Here is a 24,521-nt window from a genome sequence, read left to right as displayed (position 1 = left end):
ATGGCCGTGCTCTACTGGACCCTGAGCGCGCTGTGCAGTCACTGGCGGCGACACCCGGTGCAGTTTTTCAGCCTGCTCACCGGTTTGTGGCTGGCCACCAGCCTGTGGACCGGAGTGCAGGCGCTCAACAGTCAGGCGCGCGACAGTTATGCCCGTGCCAGCCAACTGATTGCCGGGGACGCGCATTCCAGGATTGGCGCGCGCAGTGGCGGGCGCTTCAGCCAACAGGTTTTTGTCGACCTGCGCCTGGCCGGCTGGCCGGTGTCGCCCCTATTGCAAGGTTCGTTGCGCCTGCGGGGGCAGGCCGAGCAGCGCCTGCAAGTGCTCGGCATCGAACCGCTCACCCTGCCGCGCGGCACCAGGCTGGCGGGCCAGGCGCTGGCCGACCTCGACCTGGTCGCCTTCCTTGACCAGCCGGGACGCACCTGGATCGCCGCGGACACGCTCAAGGCCCTCGACCTGGCGGAGGGCGAGCAACCCTTGACCGTTGGCGGGCAGGCGTTGCCGCCGTTGTACCTGCACCCGCAACTGGCGCCCGGCGTGCTGCTGGTGGATATCGGGGTGGCGCAGCGGTTGCTGGATGCACCGCTGCAGCTATCGGGCCTGTTGCTGAGCCGCGACTTCGCCGCCGGCATGCCCAGGCTGCCGTCGGCACTGGACGGGCAGCTGCGCATCAGCCGGGCCGGGGACGAAGCCGATCTGGCCCGGCTGACCGAGAGCTTTCACCTCAACCTGACCGCCCTGGGTTTGCTGGCATTCGTGGTCGGTCTATTTATCGTCAACGCCGCCATCGGCCTGGCCCTGGAGCAGCGCAGGCCCTTGTTGCGCACTCTGCGCGCGTGTGGGGTCAGTGCGCGCTGCCTGCTCGCCGCGCTGGCCCTGGAACTCTGCGGGCTGGCCTTGCTGGGCGGCGTGCTGGGGGTGATCAGCGGTTACGGCCTGGCCAGTCTGCTGTTACCGGATGTCGCGGCCAGCCTGCGTGGCTTGTATGGCGCCGAAGTGGCCGGGCAGCTCAACCTCAGCCCGCAGTGGTGGCTGAGCGGGTTGGCCATCAGCCTGCTTGGCGCGCTGCTGGCGGGGGCCGGCAGCTTGTTGCGCGCCGCCCATCTGCCACTGCTCGCCCTGGCCCAACCGGAAGCCTGGCACCAGGCCCAGGCGCTCTGGTTGCGCCGCCAGGCCTGGTTGGCCGGCGCCCTGCTGGTGCTGGCGCTGCTTGCCCTGGTGTTCGGCGCTAGCCTGGCCATGGGCTTTGTCCTGCTCGCCTGCCTGCTGCTGGCGGCGGCCCTGTTGCTGCCAGTGTGTGTCAGCGGGCTGCTGGCGTGGTGGTTGCCGTATTGCCGCGCGCCGCTGGCCCAGTGGTTCGTGGCCGACAGTCGCCAGCAGTTGCCGCGGCTGGCGCTGGCCCTGATGGCGTTGCTGCTGGCGTTGGCGGCGAATATTGGCGTGGGCAGCATGACCGAGGGTTTTCGCCAGACCTTCATCGGCTGGCTCGATCAGCGGCTGGCGGCGGAGCTGTACCTCAGGCCGGAAAGTCCGCAGCAGGGCCGCGCCATCGAAGCCTGGCTGGCCGAGCGCGCGGAGGTGAGTGCGCTGTTGCCGAGCTGGCGGGTGGAACTGCCGGTGCAGGGCTGGCCGGTAGAACTGACCGGTATTCTCGATCATCCGACCTATCGCCAGCATTGGCCGTTGCTGGAGGCCGCGCCCGGGGCCTGGGAACGGCTCGCGGGTGGTGCCGGGCTGATGCTCAGCGAACAGTTGGCGCGACGTCTGCAGCTAGGCCTGGGTGAGGAGCTGAGCCTGGTCACCCCGCAGGGCGACTGGCGCCTGACGGTCGTGGCGATCTATGCCGACTACGGCAACCCCAAAGGCCATCTGCTGGTCAATGCCGCCGCCTTGCAGCGCTACTGGCCGGGGTTGCGTCCCGGCAGCTACAGCCTGCGCCTGCCGCCCGCCGCGGTACCGGCGCTGAAACAGGCGTTGCAGGCCAGGTTCGCCCTGGATGAGCGCAAGCTTGTCGACCAGAGCGAGCTGAAGGCCTGGTCCGGTCGGGTATTCGACCGCACCTTTGTCGCCACCTCCGCGCTCAACAGCCTGACCCTGGGCGTGGCGGGGGTCGCCTTGTTCATCAGCCTGCTGACCCTGAGCCAGAGCCGACTGGGCCAATTGGCGCCGCTCTGGGCGCTCGGCGTGGGCCGCCGTCAGCTGGTGTTGCTGAGCCTGGGGCAAACGCTGCTGCTGGCGCTGATCACCCTGTTGCTGGCCATCCCGCTGGGCCTGCTGCTGGCCTGGTGCCTGGTGGCGGTGATCAATGTGCAGGCTTTCGGCTGGCGTTTGCCGTTGCATGTTTTTCCCTGGCAACTGCTGCAGTCGGCGGCCCTGGCCTTGCTCGCGACCCTGTTGGCGGCGGCCTGGCCGCTGTGGACGCTATACCGCGTCAGCCCAGCAGAACTCCTGCGGACCTTTGCCAATGAAAACTAATCCGCTCAGGTTGTTCGCGCTGCTGTTAATGGCCGGGCTCGGCGCCTGTGATGCGCAGCCACCCTCGCCCCAGGGGTTTGCCGGGCTCGGCAGCCGCAGTGCCGAATTCGCCAGCGTGACGCGCGACCGCTCGTTCAGTTTCCCCCTGGACCACGGCGCCCACCCGGATTACCGCATCGAGTGGTGGTACCTCACCGCCAACCTGGAAGACCAGCAAGGCCGCAGCTGGGGCGTGCAATGGACGCTGTTTCGCAATGCTTTGCGGCCCGCCGCCGATCAGCCCGGCTGGAACAACCCGAACCTGTGGATGGGGCATGCCGCCATCACCGGCCCCTACGGCCACCGTCATGCGGAAACCTTCGCCCGCGGCGGGATCGGCCAGGCCGGCGTCAGCCCGATGCCGTTCAAGGCCTGGATCGATGATTGGCACTTGAGCGGCCAACTGCCCGGCCAGGCCAACCTGACCGAGTTGCAGGTGAGTGCCAGCGGCTCCGGCTTCCGCTACCGCCTGCAGCTCAGCAGCGATAAACCCCTGGTGTTGCAGGGCGACAAAGGCTTTAGCCAGAAGTCCGGGCAAGGCCAGGCGTCCTATTACTACAGCCAGCCCTTCCTGCAGGCCCAGGGCACCCTCGAGCTGGATGGCAACAGCTATGTCGTCAAAGGCCAGGCCTGGCTGGATCGCGAATGGAGCAGCCAGCCGCTGGCCGCCGATCAACAAGGCTGGGACTGGTTCTCCCTGCACCTGAGCAGCGGGGAAAAACTCATGCTGTTCCAGCTGCGCCATGCCGATGGTCGACACTACCGCGCCGGCACCTGGATCAGCGCCACAGGCGACAGCGAGGTGCTGAGCGAGCAGGACATGCGCATCAGGCCCCTGCAACTGAGCCGGGTGGCCGGTCGCAAACTGCCCACCCGCTGGGCACTGAGCATTCCCTCCAAGCAGCTCGAGCTGACCGTCGAAGCGCTGCAGGAACAGGCCTGGATGCCGACCCGCTTCCCGTATTGGGAGGGTCCCATCCGTTTTCGCGGGAGCCACCAGGGGCTTGGCTATCTGGAAATGACCGGCTACTGACCTGCCTGGCGCCGGCCTTCGATTTTTCGCCATCCGAGCAAGCCAAGCCCGCGCGGCCGGGTGTTCCAGAAGAACGCTCTGTTTCTTGAGCGCATTCGGCAGGTTGACCCGTGTAGGGTGCGCCGTGCGCACCACTGGCCCGCGGGTGCCTGGTGCGCGCGGCCTAGGCGACCCCGCACACACCCTACGAGCCGGCGCCCTCGAAAGGGTAAAAGCCCGCGCGGGCCGCTCCAGGCCCTATGCTTCGACAGGCGGGCTGGCGGTAACCCGCGGGTGTTGCTGGATTGCCTCGATTGGCGAGGATTATTTCGTCAGGCGCCGACCGACCGCCAGTCAAGCGCTTGTTTGAGGTGCGGACGAAACTGCTTTGGCTGTGGCACACTCTGCGGCCTGGAACGGGCTGTGCTAGCCCCTCCGCCGGCTCCCAGATTGCATGCCGATGGCCGCCCGCCTGCGGTTGCCTGGATAATTGGCCGCCCCCGCGCGGCGAGAGAACGAGAGGATTGACCGTGCACAAAGCCGTGATCAGTGGTACCGGCCTGTATACCCCAGCCAACAGCATTTCCAACGATGAGCTGGTGGAGTCCTTCAATGCTTATGTGCAGCAGTTCAATGCTGCCAACGCCGCGGCCATTGCCAGTGGCGAAGTCGAGGCGCTGACCGAATCGAGCAGTGCCTTTATCGAGCGGGCCTCGGGGATCAAGAGTCGCTTCGTGATCGACAAGGACGGCATCCTCGATCCGCAGCGCATGGTGCCGCGCATCCCCGAGCGTTCCAACGAACAGTGGGGCATCCTCTGCGAGATGGCCGTCGCCGCCGCCCAGGAGGCGCTGGCCCGTGCCGGCAAGACCTCAGCGGATATCGACGGGGTGATAGTCGCCTGCTCGAACCTGCAGCGCGCCTACCCGGCAGTGGCCATCGAAGTGCAAGCGGCGCTGGGCATCCAGGGCTTCGGCTACGACATGAACGTGGCCTGCAGCTCGGCCACCTTCGGCCTGCAGGCCGCGACCAACGCCGTGCAGCTCGGCCAGGCGCGGGCGATCCTGATGGTCAACCCGGAAATCTGCACCGGCCACCTGAACTTCCGCGACCGCGACAGCCACTTCATCTTTGGCGATGCCTGCACCGCGGTGATCGTCGAGCGCGCCGACCTGGCGACTGCCGCGCAGCAGTTCGACATCGTCAGCAGCAAGCTGATCACCCAGTTCAGCAACAACATCCGCAACAACTTCGGCTTCCTCAACCGCGCCGCGGAGGAGGGCATAGCCACGGCGGACAAGCTGTTCGTCCAGGAAGGCCGCAAGGTGTTCAAGGAAGTCTGCCCGATGGTCGCCGAGCTGATTGCCAGCCATCTGGCGGAAAACCAGTTGAACGTCGGCGACGTCAAGCGCTTCTGGCTGCACCAGGCCAACCTCAACATGAACCTGCTGATCGCGCGCAAGCTGCTCGGCCGCGATGCCGAGCCGGGAGAGGCGCCGGTGATCCTCGACACCTACGCCAACACCAGTTCGGCCGGTTCGGTGATCGCCCTGCACAAGCACCAGGACGACCTGCCAAGTGGCGCCCTGGGCGTGCTCAGCTCCTTCGGCGCCGGTTACTCGATCGGCAGCGTGATTCTGCGTAAGCGTTGATGGATTACCCGTCCGATCGCGCGCTGCTCGCCCGCCTGCTGGCCGGCGAGGAGAAGGCCTTCCGCGAACTGGTCGCCACCTATCAGGGGGCGATGCGCGCGGTGGCCTTCGCCATTGTCGGCAGCCGCCATGCCGATGAAGTGGTGCAGGACGCCTGGCTGGCGGTGGTGCGCAACCTGGAAGGGTTCCAGGGACGTTCCAGCCTCAAGACCTGGCTGCTGACCATCACCGCCAACACCGCCAAGACCCGCCTCAAGCACAACCGCCGCGAGGTCTTGCTGGACGACCTGCCGGGGCCGCACGGCAGTATCGGCGACGAGCGCTTCGCCGAGGGCGGGCACTGGCTGCTGGCGCCCCACGCCTGGCATCAGGACAGCCCGGAAGCCCTGCTGACCGAAGACGAGTTGCGCGAGTGCCTGGAGAAAACCCTGGGCAGCCTGTCCGAGCTACAGGGCAGCGTGCTGCAGTTGCGCGAACGCGAGGGCCTAGAAATGGACGAGATCTGTAATCTTTTGCAGGTCTCGCTCTCCAATGTCCGGGTGTTGCTGCACAGGGCGCGGCTGAAGGTGTTCGCCACCCTGGAGCATTTCGAGGAGACCGGCCAATGCTGAGTTGTAAGGAACTGGTGGCGCACTCCAGCGACCTTCTGGATAGCCAGTTGAGTCTGCGCCAGCGCCTGGCCGTGCGCGCGCACCTGGCCATGTGTTTGCGCTGCCGGCGTTTCATCAAGCAGATGCGCCTGACCCAGGCCGTGCTGCGCCAACTGCCGCAAGAGCCGATCGCCGAGCTCGATGCCCTGGCCGCCAAACTGGCCGAGCTCAGGCGCAAGTCGTCCTGAACCCCGATGTGCTAAATCCCGTTAAGCCCCGCTCCCTGTAAGCGCAAGCTTGCCCCCTGTGCGGCGTCCGTCGCGTATGCCAGGCGAACCATGGCGTGCCTTCTTGCCCGCGCAGAGTGGCGCGCCAGAGCCTTTTCATGCTTATAGATAATCGAAGTAAAAAAGTTCCGTTGTCATCAAATATTTATATATCAGCAACTGCGCTGAAATAACCTATCGCCAAGATTCCCCCCAGCACGAACGAGCGCAATCGCTCGGGTGTTTTCAACACTTAAAGTCCATTAGGGGAATCTTCGATGATCCGTAAGCACAGCTTCCGTGGAGCAATGGCCGGCTTTGCTGCCAGCGCCCTGGCTCTGGCCGTTTCCGCCCAGGCTTTCGCTGGCACCGTCACCACTGACGGCGCCGATATCGTGGTCAAGACCAAGGGCGGCCTGGAAGTGGCTACCACCGACAAGGAATTCAGCTTCAAACTGGGCGGCCGCCTGCAGGCCGACTACGGTCGTTTCGACGGCTTCCACACCAAAAACGGCGAAACCGGTGATGGCGCCTACTTCCGCCGTGCCTTCATCGAGCTGAGCGGTGTCGCTTACAAAGACTGGAAATACGCGATCAGCTACGACTTCGCGCACAACGCCGGCAGCGCCGAAGACGGCTACTTCGACGAAGCCTCGATCGCCTACACCGGCTTCGCCCCGGTGACCCTGAAATTCGGCCGCTTCGACCCGGACTTCGGCCTGGAAAAGGCCACCAGCTCCAAGTGGATCACCGCCATCGAGCGTAACGCCGCCTACGAAATCACCGACTGGGTCAACGGTCACGAGAACGGCCTGGGTGCTCAGGTCAGCGCCGTGGTCGGTGGCATGGCCTGGGTTTCCGCCGGTCTGACCGCCAAGGACAACAACGACGTCGACGGCGACAGCACCAAGCAGTTCAACGCACGCGGTGTGTTCGCCCCGCTGGCCGAGTCGGGCAACGTCCTGCACCTGGGCCTGAACTACGCCCAGCGCGACCTGGATGATGTTGCAGCCGACGGCCGTATCCGTCCGCGTCTGACCGTGCGTGGCGTGTCCACTGCCGGTGGTAACGACGCCGGCGCCAACGGCAACCGCGCCACGTTCGGCGGCTTCCAGGGTGTCGCCGGCGACTTCGAAGACGATGCCGCCTGGGGTGCCGAACTGGCCTGGGCTGCCGGTCCGTTCTCGGTCCAGGGCGAGTACCTGAGCCGCACGCTGAAGGCCGATCGTGCCACCATCGAGGACGTCGAAGCCAGCGGTTACTACGGCCAACTGGCCTACACCCTGACCGGCGAATCGCGCGGCTACAAGCTGGACGGCGCCAAGTTCGACAGCATCAAGCCGGCCAACAAGCAGATCGGCGCCTGGGAAGTGTTCTACCGCTACGACAGCATCACCGTCGAAGACGACAACATCGTCGCCGCTACCGCCACCCGCGAAGTGGGCGACGCCGAAGCCCAACTGCACACCCTGGGCGTCAACTGGTACGCCAACGAAGCGGTCAAGGTCGCCGCCAACTACGTGATGAGCTCGACCGACAAGATCACCAACAACGTCGGCGACGATGACGGCGATGCGGTGGTGATGCGCCTGCAGTACGTGTTCTAAGTAACTGCGCTACGAGTACAACGTTGCTCCCTTCAAGCCCCGCCGCGTGCGGGGCTTTTTTTCGTCAGGACAACAGGCCAGACTGCGGCCATGCCTATATCGACCCTGCCTGCGTTGAACGAGTTGGATGCCTCGAGCTGGGATGCCTTGCGCATCGATCAGCAGCCTTTTCTGTGCCACGCCTTTCTCTCGGCGCTGGAAGACAGCGGCAGCGTGGGTGGCCGTAGCGGCTGGCAGCCGGCGCATAGGCTATTGCAGGACGGCCGGGGGCGGCTGCTGGCGGCCATGCCGGCCTATGTAAAGAGCCATTCCTACGGCGAGTACGTGTTCGATCATGGCTGGGCCGATGCCTGCCAGCGGGCGGGCATCGACTATTATCCCAAGCTGCTCGGCGCCATTCCCTTCTCGCCGGTGAGCGGCCCGCGTTTGCTCGGCGATCCGCTCGCCGCCGGGCAATTGCTCGACGAGCTCTGCGCCAGCCTGACGCAGCAGGGTCTGTCGAGCCTGCATATCAACTTCACCGCCCCGGCCGATGATGCGCTGCTGCAGGGGCGTGACGGCTGGTTGCAGCGCCTCGGCTGCCAATACCACTGGCACAACCGCGGCTACCGGGATTTCCAGGATTTTCTCGATGCCCTCAGTTCGCGCAAGCGCAAGCAGATGCGCAAGGAGCGCGAGCAGGTGGCGGGGCAGGGCATCGAGTTCGACTGGCGCGAGGGCCATCAGCTCAGTGAGGCCGAGTGGGATTTCGTCTACCTGTGCTATGCCAATACCTATCACATCCGCGGCCAGGCGCCTTACCTGACCCGGACCTTCTTCAGCCTGCTGGCCGAACGCATGCCCGAGGCGATCCGCGTGGTGCTGGCGCGCCAGGGCGGTCGGCCGGTGGCCATGGCCTTCAGCCTGCTCGGCGGCGACAGTCTGTATGGCCGCTACTGGGGCTGTCTGGCGGAATTCGACCGCCTGCACTTCGAGACCTGTTTCTACCAGGGTATGGACTATGCGATCGGCCAGGGGCTGCAGCGTTTCGATGCCGGCGCCCAGGGCGAGCACAAGCTGATCCGCGGCTTCGAGCCGGTGCTCACCCGTTCCTGGCACTACCTCTGCCACCCGGGCCTGCGCGCGGCGGTGGCCGATTTTCTCGAACAGGAGCGGGTCGGCGTGCAGGGCTACGCCGAGGACGCGCGCGGTTTGTTGCCGTATCGGCAGGGATAGTCGCGGTTCGCGGGCGGATGATGGGCCATAGCAATGCAACTGATCGTAGGAGCGGCCCATGGCCGCGAAACTATCAAGGAGAACGCTTATGGACGAGCGCTACGGCTACAAAACACCGGGACACGCTGCATTACGCAAAGGCCGTGCATCCATCTGCAGTACGGCTTACCTGATCACCACAACAACCAAGAACCGCCAACCACTCTTCACCCACTTCCCTGCGGCCTGCTCAGCCGCGCGCTGTTTCGAAGACGCCGCCTTGCTCAGAGAAAGCCGCATGCTGGCCTGGGTGTTGATGCCGGATCATGAGCACTGGCTGCTTCAACTTGGCGAGACAGACAGCCTCGGCGATGTGATTGGCCGGCTCAAATCCGCCAGCTCCCGTTACACCAATCGAAGCCTGAATCGAACAGGCCCGCTCTGGTCGAAAGCCTTTCACGATCATGCCCTGCGCGCAGAGGAAGACCTGCAAGCCGTCGCCCGTTACATCGTGGCCAATCCACTGCGTGCGGGACTGGTCAAGCGGATCGGGGATTACCCGTTGTGGAATGCCGTCTGGCTTTGACCAGGCTCGGCGATGATTGGTGCATCCAACATCGATTCGCGGGCATGGCCCGCTCCTACATGGATCGCCGCATCACCCGTAGGAGCGGCCCATGGCCGCGATCACTCCACCCCGACAAAACCGCCGGTCTGGTGCTGCCAGAGGCGGGCGTAGAGGCCGCCGCGTTCGATCAGCTGGCGGTGGCTGCCGGTTTCGACGATGCGGCCCTGGTCGATCACCACCAGACGGTCCAGGCGCGCGATGGTCGACAGGCGGTGAGCGATGGCGATCACCGTCTTGCCCTGCATCAGGGTATCCAGGCTTTCCTGGATCGCCGCTTCGACCTCGGAATCGAGCGCCGAGGTGGCTTCGTCGAGCACCAGGATAGGTGCGTCCTTGAGCAGCACCCGGGCGATGGCGATGCGCTGGCGCTGGCCGCCGGAGAGCTTGACTCCGCGTTCGCCGACCCGGGCATCGAAGCCGCGGCCGCCCTGGCCGTCGTCGAGCAGCGGGATAAAGGCATCGGCGCGGGCCTTGCGCACCGCCTCCAGCAGCTCCGCATCGCTGGCGTCGGGCTTGCCATAGCGCAGGTTGTCGCGGATCGAGCGGTGCAGCAGCGAGCAATCCTGGGTGACCACGCCGATCTGCGCGCGCAGGCTCTCCTGGGTCACAGTGGCGATGTCCTGGCCGTCGATCAGGATGCGTCCGTCCTGCAGGTCGTAGAGGCGCAGCAGCAGGCTGACCAGGGTCGATTTGCCGGCGCCGGACGGGCCGACCAGGCCGATCTTCTCGCCCGGGCGCACGCGCAGGTCGAAGCCGGCGATGACTCCGCCGGGTTTGCCGTAGTGGAAGTGGATGTGCTCGAAATGCACCGTGCCCTGGCTGACCCGCAGCGGCTCGGCGTGCGGTTGGTCGAGCACCTGGCGCGGCTGGACGATGGTGCGCATGCCGTCCTGCACGGTGCCGACGTTCTCGAAGATGCCGTTGACCACCCACATGATCCACTCGGCCATGCCGTTGATGCGGATCACCAGGCCGACGGCCAGGGCGATGGCGCCGCTGCTGATCAACGCCTGGCTCCACAGCCACAGGGCCAGTGACGCGGTGGTGGCGATCAGCAGGCCGTTGAGGCAGGTCACGCTGAAGTCCAGGGCGGTGACGGTGCGGGTCTGCAGGCGCACCTTGTCGAGCAGCTCCTGCATCGCCTCGCGGGCGTAGCCTTCTTCCTCGCGGGTGTGGGCGAACAGCTTGAGGGTGGTGACGTTGCTGTAGCCGTCGACCACCCGGCCCATCAGCTTGGAGCGCGCCGCCGAGGCCCTGGCCGAGCGGTTCTTGATCCGCGGCACGAAGTACCACAGCAGCAGGCAGTAGCCGGCGAGCCACAGGCTCAGCGGCAGCATCAGACGCAGGTCGGCCGCGGCGAACAGGTACAGCGCGCTGCCGGCGTAGACCAGCACGTGCCAGAGCGCGTCGACCACCTGCATGGCCGAGTCGCGCAGCGCCGGGCCGGTCTGCATGATGCGCTGGGCGATGCGCCCGGCGAAGTCGTTGTGGAAGAAACTCAGGCTCTGCTGGAGCACGTAGCGGTGGTTTTGCCAGCGGATCAGGTTGGTCAGGCTCGGCGAGATCGCCTGATTGGCCAGCAGGTCGTGCAGGCCGAACACCAGGGGGCGGATCAGCAGCACCACCAGCAGCATCCACAGCAACTCGCCGTGATACTGGTCGAAGAACGCGGCGCTCGGGGTGGCCTGGGCCATATCGATCAGGCGGCCGAGGAAGCTGAACAGCGCCACCTCGATCAGCGCGGCGAAGAAGCCGACCACCAGCACGGCGAGCATCAGCGGCCAGACCTGGCGCAGGTAATGGGCATAGAACGGCAGGAGGCCCGGGGGCGGCTCGACGTCCGGGCTGGCTTTGAATACGTCGATCAGGGCTTCGAAGTGGCGAAACAGCATGTCAGGCGTCCTGCCTTGGTGGTGGTCAGAGTACTGATTCTATCCCTTAACCCATAGGTGCTCGACTGTCGGGTAATGCCGCAGGGTGAAGGCCTGCCCTGGGGCGCAGACGTCTGCCGTCGAGCATCGGCAGGGCTCTGCCCTGGGCTTTCAGGTTCGGGTCAGAGCCTGCAAGCCTCGATTGTCGGCCGTTCCGGCACTCTTGTGGCCGACACGGGTCCATAAAGGTGAGTGGGGCGGCTTGCCCCGCCTGGCCCGAGTTCGGGCGACCACACACAAGCAATGGAGGTCAGGTATGCGCATTTCATTTCTGTTACCCGCATTTCTCGCCCTGGCGTTGATGGGGTGCGACGACGAACCGGCCCAGCCCAGCGCGCCGCCGTCACCGCCACCGATGGAGCAGCAGGCTCCAGTGCCGGCTGAGTCCATGCCCAGCGAGCCTATGCCCGCAGAGCCCATGCCATCTGAGCCTATACCCGCCGAGCCCGCCCCGGCCGAGGATGACAGCCAGCAGTAAGCGGCGAGTGTGCATGGCCGGTTCCCCGGCTTCGGGTGGGGGAGCCGGTGCCGCAGGCTACAAGGCAGGGTCGCCCATGGGTCACAGGCGCTTGGCCTCGATGATCAGCACCGGCTCGCGCGGTACGTTCTGGTGGCCGCCGCGATTGCCGGTGGGTACCTGGGCGATCTTGTCGACCACCTCCATGCCGCGCAGCACCTTGCCGAATACCGCGTAACCGAAGTCGCGCGAGCCGTGGTCGAGGAAGGCGTTGTCCTTGTGGTTGATGAAGAACTGGCTGGTGGCCGAGTCGCGCACCTGGGTGCGTGCCATGGCCAGGGTGCCGCGCACGTTGTGCAGGCCGTTGTCGGCTTCGTTCTTGATCGGGGCTTGCGGCTGTTTCTGCTGCATGTCGGCGTCGAAGCCGCCGCCTTGCACCATGAACCCCGGTATCACCCGGTGAAACTGGGTGCCGGCGTAGTAGCCGCTGTCCACATAGCCAAGGAAGTTTTCCACGCTGATCGGGGCTTTTTCCGCGTTCAGTTCGATTTCGATGTCACCGAGGCTGGTGGTCAGCAGTACCTTCGGGTTCTCCGCAGCCAGCAGGCTGCTGGCAAAGAGTACGGAGCAGGCGGCGAGGGCGAGTGTCTTCAGCATGCGTGTTGATCCTTGTTGAGGGCAGTGGGGGCAGTCTGTTCGACTTCTTCGAGGAAGGCCAGCAGGCTGCTGTTGAAACGTTGCGGTTGATCCAGGGGTGTGGCGTGGCGCGAGTCTTCGATCACCAGCAGGCGCGCGTTGGGCATTTCCTTGACATAGGCCTCTTTCTGCGCGATTGGGGTGTAGTCGCGATCGGCGCTGATCACCAGGGTGGGGCAGGTGATGCGCGTCAGGCGTTCGCGCACCCCCCAGCCGATGATGGCGTCGAGGCTGGCGAGGTAGGCGCGCTTGTCGTTGAGCGGCCAGCGTTCTTCGATCTTGCGCCGCAGCTCGGCTTGCTCGGGCTTGGGGAACAGCAGCCGGCCCAGACCCTTGGCGATGGCGTCGAGGCTGAGCAGGCGCGACAGGCTCCAGCGTTTGACGATTTCCAGGAAGTCGCGCGGGCTTTTCGCCTTCACTTCAGGGCCACTGTTGACGATGCACAGGCTCTCTAGCAGTTCGGGCCGCTCGACGCCCAGCTGGAAACCGATCATGCCGCCCATGGAGATGCCAACCAGGTGCACTTTCTCGAGGCCCAGGTGTTCGATCAGTGCTGCCACGTCTTCGGCAAAAACGGCGATGCTGTAGCGTTCGCGCGGCTTGTCCGAGCGGCCGTGACCGCGGATGTCGATGGCCACCACCCGGTAGTGCGCCGCCAGCTCGGGGATCTGGTATTCCCAGTCGCGGGTACTCGAGCCCAGGCCATGCACCAGCAACACCGGCGCGCCCTTGCCGTACTCCTCGTAGTGCAACTGGCAACCGTCGTGATCGAAGTAGGACATGGGTTGGTTCCTGTCAGTTGGCGGATTGCGGTGCGGCGAAGGGCGCATTGAGAGGCGCCGCGTCGAAGTTCTTGATCAGGTCTACGAGAATCTGGCTGGCCGGCCCCAGGCTTTTGTCCTTGTGGCTGTAGAGGGTAAAGCGTGGATGGTTGCTGCCGCCCTGTTCCAGCGCCAGGGGTTTGAGGATGCCTTCGCTCATTTCTCGCTCGATCAGGTGGCGCGGCAGCCAGGCGAAACCCAGGCCGCTGCTGACGAAGTTGGCGGCGGTCGACAGGCTGCTGACCGTCCAGCGTTGCTCGGCACCCAGCCAGCCGACGTCGCGCGGTTTGCTGCGCCCCGAGTCGCGGATGACCACCTGTAATTGGTTCTGCAAGTCCTCGAAGGTCAGCTTGCGTTGCATCTTGTGCAACTGATGGTCGGGGTGGGCAACCGCCAGGAATTCCACCTCGCTGAGTTCATGGCCCAGATAGCCGACCATGGTCAGGCTGCTGATGGCCAGATCGGCGGTGCCTTCCAGCAGCACTTCTTCGACGCCCGACAGCACTTCCTCGCGCAGGCGCACGCGGCAACCACGGCTCTGCGGGATGAAGGCGGCCAGCGCCCTGATCAGTCGTGCGGTCGGGTAGGCGGCGTCGACCACCAGGCGCACCTCGGCTTCCCAGCCCTGATCCATGTTGTAGGCCAGGTCTTCCAGCTGACTGGCCTGCTTGACCAGTTGTCGCGAGCGGCGCAGCAGCACGTCGCCGGCCTCGGTAAGCACGGCCTTGCGCCCGTCGATGCGCAGCAGCGGCACGCCGAGCTGTTCCTGCATGCGCGCAATGGTGTAGCTGACCGAGGATTGCGAACGATGCAGCACCTCGGCGGCCTGGGCAAAGCCGCCCTGATCGACTACGGCCTGCAAGGTACGCCACTGGTCGAGGGTCACGCGGGGCGCTTTCATTATCCTCTCCTATTCACGTGAGCCGTTGGGTGCATGGTGAGGCGAACTCGCTCTAAACTGGCAGTCCCTTGTTGGAGACCGGCCCATGAAAAAATTTTGCTGTGCCCTGATCGCCCTGTTGCCGCTGGCTGCTTTCGCTTACCCGATCGAGGTGGAAAAACAGTTCAACGGTGCCGAAGTGTCGGTCACGACCCAGGAAATCGATCACAACATGGGCGCCGTGCTGCTCTACAACTACGGTGAGAGCGAGGCCGAGTGCAAGGCGGTGTTCCGTAACGGCCCCGAGGCGCCACGTACCCGTAAGGTACTGCTGGCACCTGGGCAGAACAGCAACCTGACCGTCAAGTTCGCCCGCAGCATCATCAAGCTGCGCGTGCAATTGACCTGTGGCCTGCAGTAATCAGCCTGGCGTTCAAGGCAGAGCCTAGTGTGAGGGGGCTTATAAATCAACTTTGTCGATAGATTAAAGCGATTATTTGCGCTTTTTTATCGATTGTTGTGTCTCTACTCTTTGCTCCATCGACGTTAGCCAACCCCTCTCGATGGAGCAACAACATGCCCAATATTCTGGTAATCGAAAGCAGCGCCCGCCAACAAGGCTCGGTTTCTCGTCAGCTCACCGAGCAATTCATCGCCCAGTGGCAGGCCGCTCACCCGGCCGACCAGATCCAGGTCCGCGACCTGACGGTTGAGCAGGTACCGCACCTGGACGCCAACCTGCTGGGTGGCTGGATGACTCCGGCCGATCAGCAGAGCGTCGCGGAGCAAGCGGCATTGGCGCTGTCCAACAAACTCACCGATGAAGTGCTGGCTGCCGATGTGCTGGTACTTGCTGCGCCCATGTACAACTTCACCATTCCCAGCACCCTGAAAGCCTGGCTGGATCATGTGCTGCGTGCCGGCGTCACCTTCAAGTACAGCGAAACCGGCCCGCAGGGCCTACTCACCGGCAAGCGTGCCTTTGTCCTGACCGCCCGTGGTGGTATCTATGCCGGTGGCAGCATGGATCATCAGGAACCCTACCTGCGTCAGGCGCTGGCCTTCATCGGCATTCACGACGTCAGCTTCATCCATGCCGAAGGCCTCAACCTGGGCGGCGAGTTCATGGAGAAAGGTCTGGCCGAGGCCAGGGCGCAGTTGGCGCAAGTGGCCTAAAGTTCAAGTAACAGGCAACTCCCTTGGCGTCCCTTTGCTCCTGGGGCGCATGTCCCGGTCGATCGTTTTGGCGGTTGGCCGGGTTTTTTTCTGCTTCAGTCTGGTCCGGTGAGTCCCTGGCCGGCCAGGTGGGCCGCTATTTTGCGGTGTTGACGTGGGGGCTGATCACCGGCCTGGTGTGTCTGCCGCTGACCGGCTGGCACGGCGTGGCGCCAGCGTTCATGCGCGGCATACTGCGGTTCAGCATTCTGCATGCCCGCCACCCCTCGTCCCTTCCGCAATAGCGGCGCCTCGGCTACTCCTGCCTGTTCCCAGGGCGTGCGGGCCGTCGCTCTGCCGGCCTTTTGGCTGTTCGGTAACGCCGCTCGCTTACCCACCAGCGCCAGCCAGTGGTGGGTCTTGGCCTGGCTCGGTATGGTGGCGTCCGGGTTTGGGCTTTACTGGTGGAGCTGGTGCCGGCGGGGCTATTGGTCAATCCGTTGCTGTGCAACCGCGATGCCGATCTGTGGCGGTTGAGCCCGGGTGGGACGGTGATTGTGAGTTCCCTGCCGTTGACCAGGGGCGGCAGCCGGCAGCTAAACGTGGCGAAGGAGATGCGATGAAGCTGTCCGGGCGTGGTGTGTCGCTGTCGATTGGCGCCTCGATGCTGTTTGCCCTGATTCCCGGCTATGTGCAACAGCTGGCACCGCTGGATGGTGTGCAGGTGTTCGCCCAGCGGGTGCTCTGGTCGATCCCTGCGGTGTTGCTGCTGGTCGCCGTGGCCCGGCAATGGACGGTGCTGGCCGTGGCCATCGGCCGTCTGCGCCATGAGCCGTTATTGTTGGCGGCCTTGCCGCTCTCGGCTGCATTGATTGGCGTGCAGTGGGCCTTGTTCGTCTGGGCGCCGCTGGCCGGGCGCATGCTGGATGTGTCATTGGGGTATTTTCTGCTGCCCTTGGCTATGGTGCTGGCCGGGCGGGTGTTCTACGGCGAGCGTCTGCGCCCGTTGCAGCAGTTGGCGGTGTTCTGTGCCTTGCTTGGCGTGCTGCATGAACTCTGGCGGCTGCAGGCGTTTTCCTGGGTCACCCTGGTCACCGCGCTGGGTTATCCCCCGTACTTCATGTTGCGCCGCTGGATGCGCCTGGACGCCCTGTCCGGGTTTATCCTGGAAATGCTGGTGCTGGCGCCCTTGGCGGTGTGGCTGATCGTCGCCTGGGGCCCGGTGGCGGTGTTCGTCCAGGCGCCGCAGCTGTGGTGGCTGCTGCCGGGGCTGGGCCTGCTTGGCGCCCTGGCCTTTGCGGCTATGATGGCGTCCAGCCGGCTGTTGCCACTGGGGCTGTTCGGCATTCTCAGTTATGTCGAGCCGGTGCTGTTGTTTCTGGTGGCGCTGCTGTTTCTCGGCGAAAGCTTCAATGCCCAGCAGTGGCTGACCTATCTGCCGATCTGGCTGGCGGTGCTGCTGGTCGGCTGGGACAGCGCGCGGCTGTTGATCAAGCAGCGGAGCATCTGACAGGAGGCGATATGCAGATCAATGCTGACCTGAGCGAGCGGGTGGTGCTCGATACCCGCACTATCGACTGGCAGAGCTCGCCCTTGCCTGGCGTCGAGCGGCGTCCGCTGGAGCGTTTTGCCGCGGAAAGTGGGCGCGCCACCTCGATCGTGCGTTATGCGCCGGGTTCGCAGTTCCGTAGCCATGAGCATCCGGGAGGCGAGGAGATCCTGGTGCTCGACGGGGTCTTCGTCGATGAACATGGCGCCTATCCTGCCGGTTACTGGCTGAAGAATCCGCCCGGCAGCAGCCATGCGCCGTCCAGCCCTGGCGGTTGTCTATTATTCGTCAAGCTGTGCTACCAGGAGCCGCAGGATCAGCACGCGCTGCGCATCGATACGCACAAGGCGCAGTGGCAGCCAGGCCTGGTGCCGGGGTTGAGGGTATTGCCACTGGATAGTTTCGCCACGGTGCACACTGCATTGGTGCGCTGGGCGCCAGGCACCGAGTTCCATGCCCACCGGCATCTTGGTGGGGAAGAAATTCTGGTGCTGGAGGGGGTATTTCAGGATGAGTATGGCGATTATCCCGCCGGTACCTGGCTGCGCAACCCGCACGGATCGACGCATACGGCGTTTTCCCGTGAGGGTTGCCTGATTTATGTGAAGGTCGGCCATCTACTCGATGTGGGTACAGCGGATCAGTCCAGCACGTTTCTCAGCACTTCGTAGACGATCCCCGTGGCAATCGCCACCAGTATCACGTCGGTGCCGGCCTGCTTCCATTCGTAGCCGTCATAGCGCGGCAGTTGGCTGGCCACCCTGCCGTCGAAGTTCTTGGCGATGCCGGGGGGCAGTGGTTTGCCGCGGGCCAGATTCTTGGCGATGCCGGGTGGTAGCGAGCTAACCCGGCCGATCAGTTGCCGGTTGTCACCCAGGACGATGCGTACGCGGCCGATATCGATGCTCGGGCCACTGAGCTGGACACCGACGTTGCCGTCATGGCCAGCGCCCGGTTTGCCGTGGTTATCGGTTTTCGGCGCGGCGAAGACGCTTTGCGTCGCCAGGACGATGGCCAGGGTGCTACAGAGCAGCAGGGTGCGAGACGAGTCGGGCATGTAATTCTCCGGGGCCTGGGGGCGGTTGTGCTGCCTGATTTGAGCGCTCTGTCGGGGTTTCGTTCAAGTGCCGAGGTGCCTGATCTGTGCGGGTCTGCACAAAGAAACTCGGCCGCAGCGCCGGAAAGCGTTACGCTATGCGGCTGATTTTTGCTTTTTCGTCGAGGTTGCCCCGTGTTTGCCCAATTCGCCCTGCATGAACGTCTGCTCAAAGCCGTGGCTGCGCTGAACTTTACCGAGCCCACCCCGGTGCAGCTGGCGGCTATTCCGCTGGCGCTGCAAGGGCAGGATTTGCGGGTCACGGCGCAGACCGGCAGCGGCAAGACGGCGGCCTTCGTCCTGCCGATGCTCAATCGCCTGTTGGGCGATGGCGCTTCCTCGCCGCGCATGAGTGTGCGCGCGATGATCATGCTACCGACCCGTGAGCTGGCCCAGCAAACCCTCAAGGAAGTCGAACGCTTCGCCCAGTTCACCTTCCTCAAGGCCGGTTTGATCACCGGTGGCGAGGATTTCAAGATGCAGGCGGCGATGCTGCGCCGGGTCGACATCCTGATCGGCACGCCCGGTCGTCTGATCGAACACGCCAACGCCGGCAACCTGTTGCTCGATGAAGTGGAAGTGCTGGTGCTCGACGAAGCCGACCGCATGCTCGACATGGGCTTTGCCGAAGACGTGCAGCGCCTGAGCGAGCTGTGCAATGCCGAGCGTCAGACCCTGCTGTTCTCCGCGACCAGCGGCGGTGCAGGCCTGCGCGAGATCGTCGCCAAGGTCCTCAAGGAGCCGCAGCACCTGCAGCTCAACCGCGTCAGCCAGCTCAACGAAGGCACGCGCCAGCAGATCATCACCGCCGACCACAACCATCACAAGGAACGCCTGGTCGAGTGGCTGTTGGCCAACGAAACCTACGGGAAGGCGATCATCTTCACCAATACCCGGGTGCAGGCCGACCGCCTGTATGGCAAGTTGGTGGCCCATGATTTCAAGGTGTTCGTGCTGCACGGCGAGAAGGACCAGAAGGATCGCAAGCTGGCCATCGATCGCCTCAAGCAGGGTGCGGTGAAAATCCTGGTCGCCACCGATGTGGCGGCGCGCGGCCTGGATGTCGACGGCCTGGATCTGGTGATCAACTTCGACATGCCGCGTTCGGGTGACGAGTATGTGCACCGCATCGGCCGTACCGGCCGCGCCGGTGCCGAAGGCCTGGCGATTTCGCTGATCTGCCATAACGACTGGGCACTGATGTCGAGCATCGAACGCTACCTCAAGCAGCGTTTCGAGCGGCGCAACATCAAGGATCTCAAAGGCATCTACCAGGGGCCGAAGAACCTCAAGGCGTCTGGCAAGGCAGCCGGGCCGAAGAAGAAAAAGCTCGACCCCAAGACCGGCAAGAAGCTGGCCGCGAAGAAGCCGGCGGCCAAGGCGCCGAGCAAGCGTAATACCATCAACAAACCCAAGGTCGCGGCGCCGGAACTGGTCAGCCAGGACGGCTTGGCGCCGCTCAAGCGGCGCAAGCCGGCGGCTGAGTAAGCCTGTAGCCTGGATGCAATCCGGGGGTATTCCGAAGGTGTCGAGCGCTCCCCGGATTGCATCCGGACTACGGCACTACTTCGGCACTATCAATATCTTGCCGTCGCGCTCGGCGCTGGCGGCCGCGGCCACCGCCTCCTTGATCTGGCTGACATCGTAGGTGGCCGCCACGCGGCTGTGCAGCTTGCCGCTGGCGATCAGTTGGGTCAGCTCGCCGAACACCTTCATCTGCTCGGCCGGGGTGGCTTTCTGGAACCATTTGGCCAGCCAGAAGCCGCGCAGGCTCACGTCGCGAAACACGAAGGACGCCGGTGACACCTGGCAGGGCTGGCGGCTCATCATGCCGTAGTTGACCAGCACGCCGCCCTCGCTGAGGCTCGCGGCCAGATGGTCGGTGGCGGCGCCGCCCACCGCATCGATGCCCAGGCGCACGGCTTCGCCGCCGGTGGCCGCACGTACGCGCTTGGCCAGGTCCGGCCCATCCACCAGCACCAGGTCGCCGCCTTCGGCCTGCACGCCCGCCACTGCCGAGTCGCGGCGGACCACGTTGAGGGTCTTGAAGCCGCGCAGCTTGGCCAGCTGGATCAGGTAGCTGCCGACCCCCGAGTTGGCGGCGTTCTGGATCACCCAGTCGCCGGGCTGGAGGTCGACGAACTCGCTGAGCATCAGCGAGGCGGTCGGCGGGTTGACGGTCAGCATCGCCAGTTGCAGCGGATCGGCTTCCGGCAGTGGGATCAGCTTGTTCGCCGGGGCATTGAGGTGGCTGACCCAGGTGCCGCAGCCGACCGGCAGCAGCACCAGCTGGCCGACCTTGAGGTTGTTCACCTCGGGCCCCAGCGCCTCGACACGGCCGACGCCTTCGTTGCCGCCAATCGCCGGCAGCGGCGGCAGCATGCCGTATTCGCCGGTCAGGGTGAGCACGTCGGAGGGGTTGATCGGCGCGGCCGCCACCTTGATCCGCACCTGGCCCGCGGCAGGTGCGGGTAGCTGCAGTTCGACCGCTTCGATCACATCTTGCGGAACCGGGCCGCGGGTTTGGTATTGGGCTTTGAGCATGGGGGTTCTCCAGAAGTGGCGACTTACTCAGAGGGTTGAGCCTAACCCAGGGTGGCTATGCCGCGACTAATCCCGTTCAATCGATATCAGTGATTGCGCTCGGCTTGCTGCACCAGAGTCCGTGAAACCTTGGCTGTCCTTTCTGGATCGGATCTCTGCAACGACTGGCCTTGGGCAAGGGGGGCGTGTTCGGCACGCCCAGCGGCCTACTGACGGGGGCTGGCTTGCAACCCGAAACTATCGTGCGTCTGGTGTATCCGCCCCCCGCACACATTGGGGCGCAACCTGGCGGTGCGCTCACCATGCATAGCCGTTTATGCTGCACGACAGCAACCAAGGGAGACTGGCATGCAGTGGATGTGGGGGATGGTGCTGCTCTGGTGCGGTTGCGCAGTTGCGGCTGAACCGTTGCGCCTGGGCATGGGGACGCACAAGCCGCCTTATGTGTTTCAAGGTGAAGCGCGGGGGCTGGAGTACGAAATCGTGGTGGCGGCCGCAGAGCGTGCCGGCTTTGTCCTGCACGTCTTGCACATGCCGATGGAGCGCCTGCACTGGCTGCTGCGCCGTGGCGAGATCGACGCCATTGCCACCACCAACGAGCAGAGCGGCATCGAGGTCTTCTATTCCGAGCCGCATATCTACTACCAGAATGTTGCCGTGGCATTGCGCGCGCGCAACTACAAGATCGAGCGGATTGCCGATCTGGGCAGTTACTCGGTCAGCGCATTTCAACGTGCACGTTTTTTGCTCGGTAGCGAGTTTCAGCGGATGGCGCAGAACAACCCGCGCTATCGCGAAGAGGCGCAGCAGATCGCGCGCAATCGCCTGCTCTACAGCGGGCGGATCGAAGTGGTGGTGGCGGACATGCGGATCCTGCGCTATCTCAATCGTGAGGTGCTCGATCAGGTCGATGTCAGTCAGCCACTGGCCGAATATCCTATCTTCGCCCCAACGCCCTATCAGGTCGGCTTTCGCCGAGAGGCCCAGCGCGATCGCTTCAATCGGGGCCTTGCGGCCATTCGCGCGAGTGGCGAGTACCGCGCCATCGAGCGACGTTATGCGATGTATTGAACTCGACATCTGTGCTAATGCAGCCCTGGGCTGCGAGCCGGGCTGCGCTGGTGCATGATTCGAACATCAGGCTCTAGCCGCCGTGAAGGAGGGAAGCATGTCGTACACACCCATACTGGCGACTCTGGGGTTGACCAGTGTACTGCTGATGCCGCCGACCAGCGCACAGCCCCGCGAATACCCCAGCGAGCACGGCACTCTGAAGGTCAGTCAGCTGGTTGCAGGGTTGGAACATCCCTGGAGCCTGACCTTTCTGCCCGATCAGCAAGGCGTGCTGGTCACCGAGCGGCCCGGGCGTTTACGCCTGGTCAGCCTGCAAGGCGAACTGTCCGAGCCGATCGAGGGCGTACCGGCGGTCTATGCCAGAAGCCAGGGCGGGTTACTCGATGTGGCCCTGTCGCCCGAGTTTGCCTCGAACCGCTGGGTCTACCTGTCCTATGCCGAGGCCGGTGATGGCCAGTACGCCGGGACCACGGTCGGGCGCGGCAAGCTGTCGGCGGATAAGCGCCGGCTGGAAGGTTTCGAGGTGATCTTCCGGCAGTTGCCGAAGCTGTCCAGTGGCGTACATTTCGGCTCGCGCCTGGTGTTCGATCGCGATGGTTATCTGTTCATCGCCCTGGGCGAAAACAACCAGCGCTCGACCGCGCAGGACCTCGACAAGCTGCAGGGCAAGGTGGTGCGCCTGCACCCGGACGGCAAAGTGCCGCGCGACAACCCCTTTGTCGGCCAGCCAGGCGTGCGCCCGGAAATCTGGTCTTACGGTCATCGCAACCAGCAAGGGGCCGCACTCAATCCCTGGACCGGGCAGTTGTGGACCCACGAGCATGGCCCGCGCGGCGGCGATGAGATCAACATCCCCCGGGCCGGCAAGAACTATGGCTGGCCGCTCGCCACCCATGGGGTCAACTATTCGTTCCTGCCGATTCCGGAAGCCCAGGGCAAAGCGGTCGAGGGCACCGAAGCGCCGCACTATGTGTGGGAAAAGTCGCCGGCAATCAGCGGCATGGCCTTCTATGATGGCGAGCGTTTGACCGCCTGGCAGGGCAACCTGTTCGTCGGTGCACTGGCCGGGCAGGCACTGATTCGCCTGGAGTTGCGCGGCGACCAGGTGGTGCACGAGGAGCGTCTGCTGGAACAGCTCGATGCGCGTATCCGCGATGTGCGCCAGGGGCCGGATGGCTACCTGTACGTGTTGACCGATGAGGGTAATGGCCAATTGTTACGGCTGGATTTGCAGCCGAAATGAGCTCGGGCTGCGCAGGTGTGGGCCGGCCTTGGACTTTGCGGGTCAGGCTGCAGATAAGGGCTTGATGCTGATTCCGCGGAGGAGGGCGGTAGCCCAGCGCCTTGTCTGGGGCAAAGCGCTGCGGGGCTAAGGTGAGGTTCGGCTATTTCTTGCCGATGGTGATCTGCTTGGAAGCGCCGTAGACCTGGCCACTGACGCCTTTGGCGATCTGCTGGATTTCACCGCCGGAGTTCAGGAAGGCGGCAATCTGCGCATCGATCGAGGCGCTGGTTTCGACGGCTGGAGCTGGCTTGGGTTTGCTGTTTGATGCTTTAACGCGCATGGCGGCCATTAACCTATTTAAAAATTAATTTGGCCGCTGATTGTACACGAACGACTTGACAATTGCTTGATAAATAACGCTGGCAACTCAAGATGCGACTATGTCAGGGACTTTCCGAATGGCTGAATAATGTTCGTGAGAATGACTAAGCCATTGTTTTATCAAACTTCTATTCGGGAAATTAACTGCCCGGCGGTCTTCGGTGAGGGGGCGCTTTCCACTGGTCGGCTCGGGCGTCCCGGCGAGATCCGGCGAGTATGGGGCTCGGCGCCAGGAAAGCGGGCCGCAACTCAGGTAGAATGTCCCGCTCGCAACGAGGGTAGGGCACCATGGCTGTAATCGGACGAATGAATAGTTTGCAGGTCGTGAAACACACCGACTTTGGCCTGTATCTGGATGGCGGCGCGGATGGCGAAATACTCCTGCCCAGGCGTTATATCCCCAAAGACACGCCGAGTGAGGTGGACGACTGGTTGAATGTATTTATTTACCTGGACAGCGATGACAAGTTAATTGCCACCACGGAAACCCCGAAAGTGCAGGTCGGCCAATTTGCCAGTCTGAAAGTGGTGGATATCAACCGCGTCGGTTTATTCCTCGACTGGGGATTGCCGAAAGATCTGCTGCTGCCCCATTCGGAAGAGAAGCGACCGCTGCAAGTCGGTGACTACTGTGTGGTCTACGTGTTTGTCGACAAGCGCAGCAAACGCATCACCGCCACCGCGCGCCTGGATCGTTACCTGGACAGCGTGCCGCCCACCTACACGGTCGGCCAGGAAGTCGATTTGCTGGTGGTCGAGTCCACCGATATGGGTTTCAAGGCGATCATCAACGGCAAGCACTGGGGCCTGATTCACAAGAACGAACTGTTCAAGTTCCTGCGCAGCGGCATGCAGGAAAAGGGTTTCATCAAGGAAGTGCGCGCCGACGGCAAGATCAGCCTGAGCCTGCAGGCGGTTGGCCAGGAAGCGGCGAGCAGCCTGGGCGAGCAGATCCTGGCCAAGCTGCGCGAGCACGATGGCGTGCTGCCGCTCAATGACAAGAGTTCGCCGGAAGCCATCAGCGCCCTGTTTCGCGTTAGCAAAGGCAACTTCAAGAAGGCCATCGGCGGCTTGTACAAGCAGGGGCGTATCGTGATTCACGACGACCGCATCGAGCTGGCCGGCAAGTAGCGGTGTTCCCCCGGCAGCTACGGCTGCCGGCTGCTGCCTTGGCAGAGGGCGCGCTGGGCGTGTCTCAGCGCCGGTTTTTTACAAAACTCGCTTGAGCGCCCGCAGACTCCATTGA

General features: G+C 64.1%; 24 protein-coding genes. 17 read left to right on the top strand and 7 right to left on the bottom strand.

All coding sequences use genetic code 11. The features are described 5' to 3' along the window. From BM315_RS03505 to BM315_RS03470, 8 genes are all read left to right on the top strand, one after another. Window positions 1-2,478, top strand: coding sequence for an ABC transporter permease (locus tag BM315_RS03505; protein WP_090497853.1), 2,478 nt, complete (start codon window positions 1-3; stop codon window positions 2,476-2,478). Continuing rightward, window positions 2,468-3,550, top strand: a complete 1,083-nt coding sequence (locus tag BM315_RS03500) for a lipocalin-like domain-containing protein (protein ID WP_090497851.1) — start codon at window positions 2,468-2,470, stop codon at window positions 3,548-3,550. The genes BM315_RS03505 and BM315_RS03500 overlap by 11 nt, the downstream gene beginning before the upstream one ends. Window positions 3,551-4,059: 509 nt before the next feature. Continuing rightward, window positions 4,060-5,181, top strand: a complete 1,122-nt coding sequence (locus tag BM315_RS03495; protein WP_090497947.1) for a beta-ketoacyl-ACP synthase III — start codon at window positions 4,060-4,062, stop codon at window positions 5,179-5,181. After that, a complete protein-coding gene (locus BM315_RS03490) occupies window positions 5,181-5,792 on the top strand; it encodes an RNA polymerase sigma factor (RefSeq protein ID WP_090497849.1) in 612 nt (203 codons plus the stop codon). The genes BM315_RS03495 and BM315_RS03490 overlap by 1 nt, the downstream gene beginning before the upstream one ends. Beyond that, window positions 5,786-6,019: an anti-sigma factor family protein gene (locus BM315_RS03485; protein WP_090497847.1), complete on the top strand. Its 234-nt coding sequence runs from the start codon at window positions 5,786-5,788 to the stop codon at window positions 6,017-6,019. Before BM315_RS03490 ends, BM315_RS03485 begins: the two co-directional genes overlap by 7 nt. A gap of 296 nt (window positions 6,020-6,315) precedes the next feature. Further along, window positions 6,316-7,644 carry an OprO/OprP family phosphate-selective porin gene (locus tag BM315_RS03480; RefSeq protein ID WP_090497845.1) on the top strand — a complete coding sequence of 443 codons (1,329 nt, stop codon included), beginning with the start codon at window positions 6,316-6,318 and terminating at the stop codon, window positions 7,642-7,644. A 90-nt stretch (window positions 7,645-7,734) separates the two neighbouring features. Next, the gene (locus BM315_RS03475) at window positions 7,735-8,859 is read left to right on the top strand and encodes a GNAT family N-acetyltransferase (protein ID WP_090497843.1); all 1,125 of its coding nucleotides are present in this window, start codon (window positions 7,735-7,737) and stop codon (window positions 8,857-8,859) included. Between the two features lie 88 nt (window positions 8,860-8,947). Further along, window positions 8,948-9,424, top strand: coding sequence for an REP-associated tyrosine transposase (locus BM315_RS03470; protein ID WP_090497842.1), 477 nt, complete (start codon window positions 8,948-8,950; stop codon window positions 9,422-9,424). Between the two features lie 101 nt (window positions 9,425-9,525). On the opposite strand, the gene BM315_RS03465 is transcribed toward BM315_RS03470, so the two are convergent. Continuing rightward, window positions 9,526-11,358 (bottom strand): ABC transporter ATP-binding protein, encoded by a 1,833-nt coding sequence (locus BM315_RS03465; RefSeq protein ID WP_090497840.1) that lies wholly within the window; start codon window positions 11,356-11,358, stop codon window positions 9,526-9,528. A gap of 295 nt (window positions 11,359-11,653) precedes the next feature. On the opposite strand from BM315_RS03465, the gene BM315_RS03460 reads away from it, so the two are divergent. Beyond that, window positions 11,654-11,875, top strand: coding sequence for a hypothetical protein (locus BM315_RS03460; protein WP_090497839.1), 222 nt, complete (start codon window positions 11,654-11,656; stop codon window positions 11,873-11,875). 81 nt (window positions 11,876-11,956) lie between these two features. Here BM315_RS03460 and BM315_RS03455 read toward each other — a convergent pair whose 3' ends face one another. From BM315_RS03455 to BM315_RS03445, 3 genes are read right to left on the bottom strand one after another with little or no spacing between them, the layout of a single operon-like run. Further along, entirely contained in the window at window positions 11,957-12,511 is a 555-nt protein-coding gene (locus BM315_RS03455) for a peptidylprolyl isomerase (protein ID WP_090497837.1), read from the bottom strand. After that, window positions 12,505-13,332 carry an alpha/beta fold hydrolase gene (locus BM315_RS03450; RefSeq protein ID WP_090497836.1) on the bottom strand — a complete coding sequence of 276 codons (828 nt, stop codon included), beginning with the start codon at window positions 13,330-13,332 and terminating at the stop codon, window positions 12,505-12,507. Before BM315_RS03450 ends, BM315_RS03455 begins: the two co-directional genes overlap by 7 nt. 13 nt (window positions 13,333-13,345) lie before the next feature. After that, the gene (locus tag BM315_RS03445) at window positions 13,346-14,272 is read right to left on the bottom strand and encodes a LysR family transcriptional regulator (protein WP_090497834.1); all 927 of its coding nucleotides are present in this window, start codon (window positions 14,270-14,272) and stop codon (window positions 13,346-13,348) included. Between the two features lie 85 nt (window positions 14,273-14,357). Here BM315_RS03445 and BM315_RS03440 point away from each other — a divergent pair, with 85 nt between their 5' ends. The 4 genes from BM315_RS03440 (at window position 14,358) to BM315_RS03420 (ending at window position 17,626) form a co-directional block, all read left to right on the top strand. Next, window positions 14,358-14,672 carry a 3-phosphoglycerate kinase gene (locus BM315_RS03440; RefSeq protein ID WP_090497832.1) on the top strand — a complete coding sequence of 105 codons (315 nt, stop codon included), beginning with the start codon at window positions 14,358-14,360 and terminating at the stop codon, window positions 14,670-14,672. Window positions 14,673-14,827: 155 nt separating this feature from the next. After that, the gene (locus tag BM315_RS03435) at window positions 14,828-15,427 is read left to right on the top strand and encodes an FMN-dependent NADH-azoreductase (protein ID WP_090497830.1); all 600 of its coding nucleotides are present in this window, start codon (window positions 14,828-14,830) and stop codon (window positions 15,425-15,427) included. A gap of 598 nt (window positions 15,428-16,025) precedes the next feature. Continuing rightward, entirely contained in the window at window positions 16,026-16,916 is an 891-nt protein-coding gene (gene rarD, locus BM315_RS03425; protein ID WP_090497828.1) for an EamA family transporter RarD, read from the top strand. A gap of 11 nt (window positions 16,917-16,927) precedes the next feature. Further along, window positions 16,928-17,626 (top strand): cupin domain-containing protein, encoded by a 699-nt coding sequence (locus tag BM315_RS03420; protein ID WP_090497826.1) that lies wholly within the window; start codon window positions 16,928-16,930, stop codon window positions 17,624-17,626. Here BM315_RS03420 and BM315_RS03415 read toward each other — a convergent pair. Next, window positions 17,596-18,012 carry an anti-virulence regulator CigR family protein gene (locus tag BM315_RS03415; protein ID WP_090497824.1) on the bottom strand — a complete coding sequence of 139 codons (417 nt, stop codon included), beginning with the start codon at window positions 18,010-18,012 and terminating at the stop codon, window positions 17,596-17,598. The genes BM315_RS03420 and BM315_RS03415 overlap by 31 nt on opposite strands. Before the next feature lie 150 nt (window positions 18,013-18,162). On the opposite strand from BM315_RS03415, the gene BM315_RS03410 reads away from it, so the two are divergent. Then, window positions 18,163-19,539, top strand: coding sequence for a DEAD/DEAH box helicase (locus BM315_RS03410; protein WP_425287763.1), 1,377 nt, complete (start codon window positions 18,163-18,165; stop codon window positions 19,537-19,539). Between the two features lie 75 nt (window positions 19,540-19,614). Here BM315_RS03410 and BM315_RS03405 read toward each other — a convergent pair whose 3' ends face one another. Beyond that, entirely contained in the window at window positions 19,615-20,595 is a 981-nt protein-coding gene (locus tag BM315_RS03405; RefSeq protein WP_090497820.1) for a zinc-dependent alcohol dehydrogenase family protein, read from the bottom strand. A 348-nt stretch (window positions 20,596-20,943) separates the two neighbouring features. Between BM315_RS03405 and BM315_RS03400 the strand changes: the two genes are divergently transcribed. Next, on the top strand, window positions 20,944-21,666 hold the full coding sequence (locus BM315_RS03400) for a substrate-binding periplasmic protein (protein WP_090497818.1): 723 nt from the start codon (window positions 20,944-20,946) through the stop codon (window positions 21,664-21,666). A 97-nt stretch (window positions 21,667-21,763) separates the two neighbouring features. Continuing rightward, entirely contained in the window at window positions 21,764-22,912 is a 1,149-nt protein-coding gene (locus BM315_RS03395; protein WP_090497816.1) for a PQQ-dependent sugar dehydrogenase, read from the top strand. A gap of 142 nt (window positions 22,913-23,054) precedes the next feature. Here BM315_RS03395 and BM315_RS03390 read toward each other — a convergent pair whose 3' ends face one another. Then, window positions 23,055-23,243 carry a hypothetical protein gene (locus BM315_RS03390; protein ID WP_170862154.1) on the bottom strand — a complete coding sequence of 63 codons (189 nt, stop codon included), beginning with the start codon at window positions 23,241-23,243 and terminating at the stop codon, window positions 23,055-23,057. Between the two features lie 320 nt (window positions 23,244-23,563). Here BM315_RS03390 and BM315_RS03385 point away from each other — a divergent pair, with 320 nt between their 5' ends. Then, window positions 23,564-24,406: a CvfB family protein gene (locus BM315_RS03385; protein WP_090497814.1), complete on the top strand. Its 843-nt coding sequence runs from the start codon at window positions 23,564-23,566 to the stop codon at window positions 24,404-24,406. The last annotated feature ends 115 nt before the right edge of the window (window positions 24,407-24,521 follow it).

Origin of the sequence: Pseudomonas borbori (assembly GCF_900115555.1) — a bacterium.
Classification (GTDB): domain Bacteria; phylum Pseudomonadota; class Gammaproteobacteria; order Pseudomonadales; family Pseudomonadaceae; genus Aquipseudomonas; species Aquipseudomonas borbori.
The sequence above is the reverse complement of the archived record's forward strand: the minus strand, read 5'-3'. Positions and strand labels throughout refer to the sequence as shown.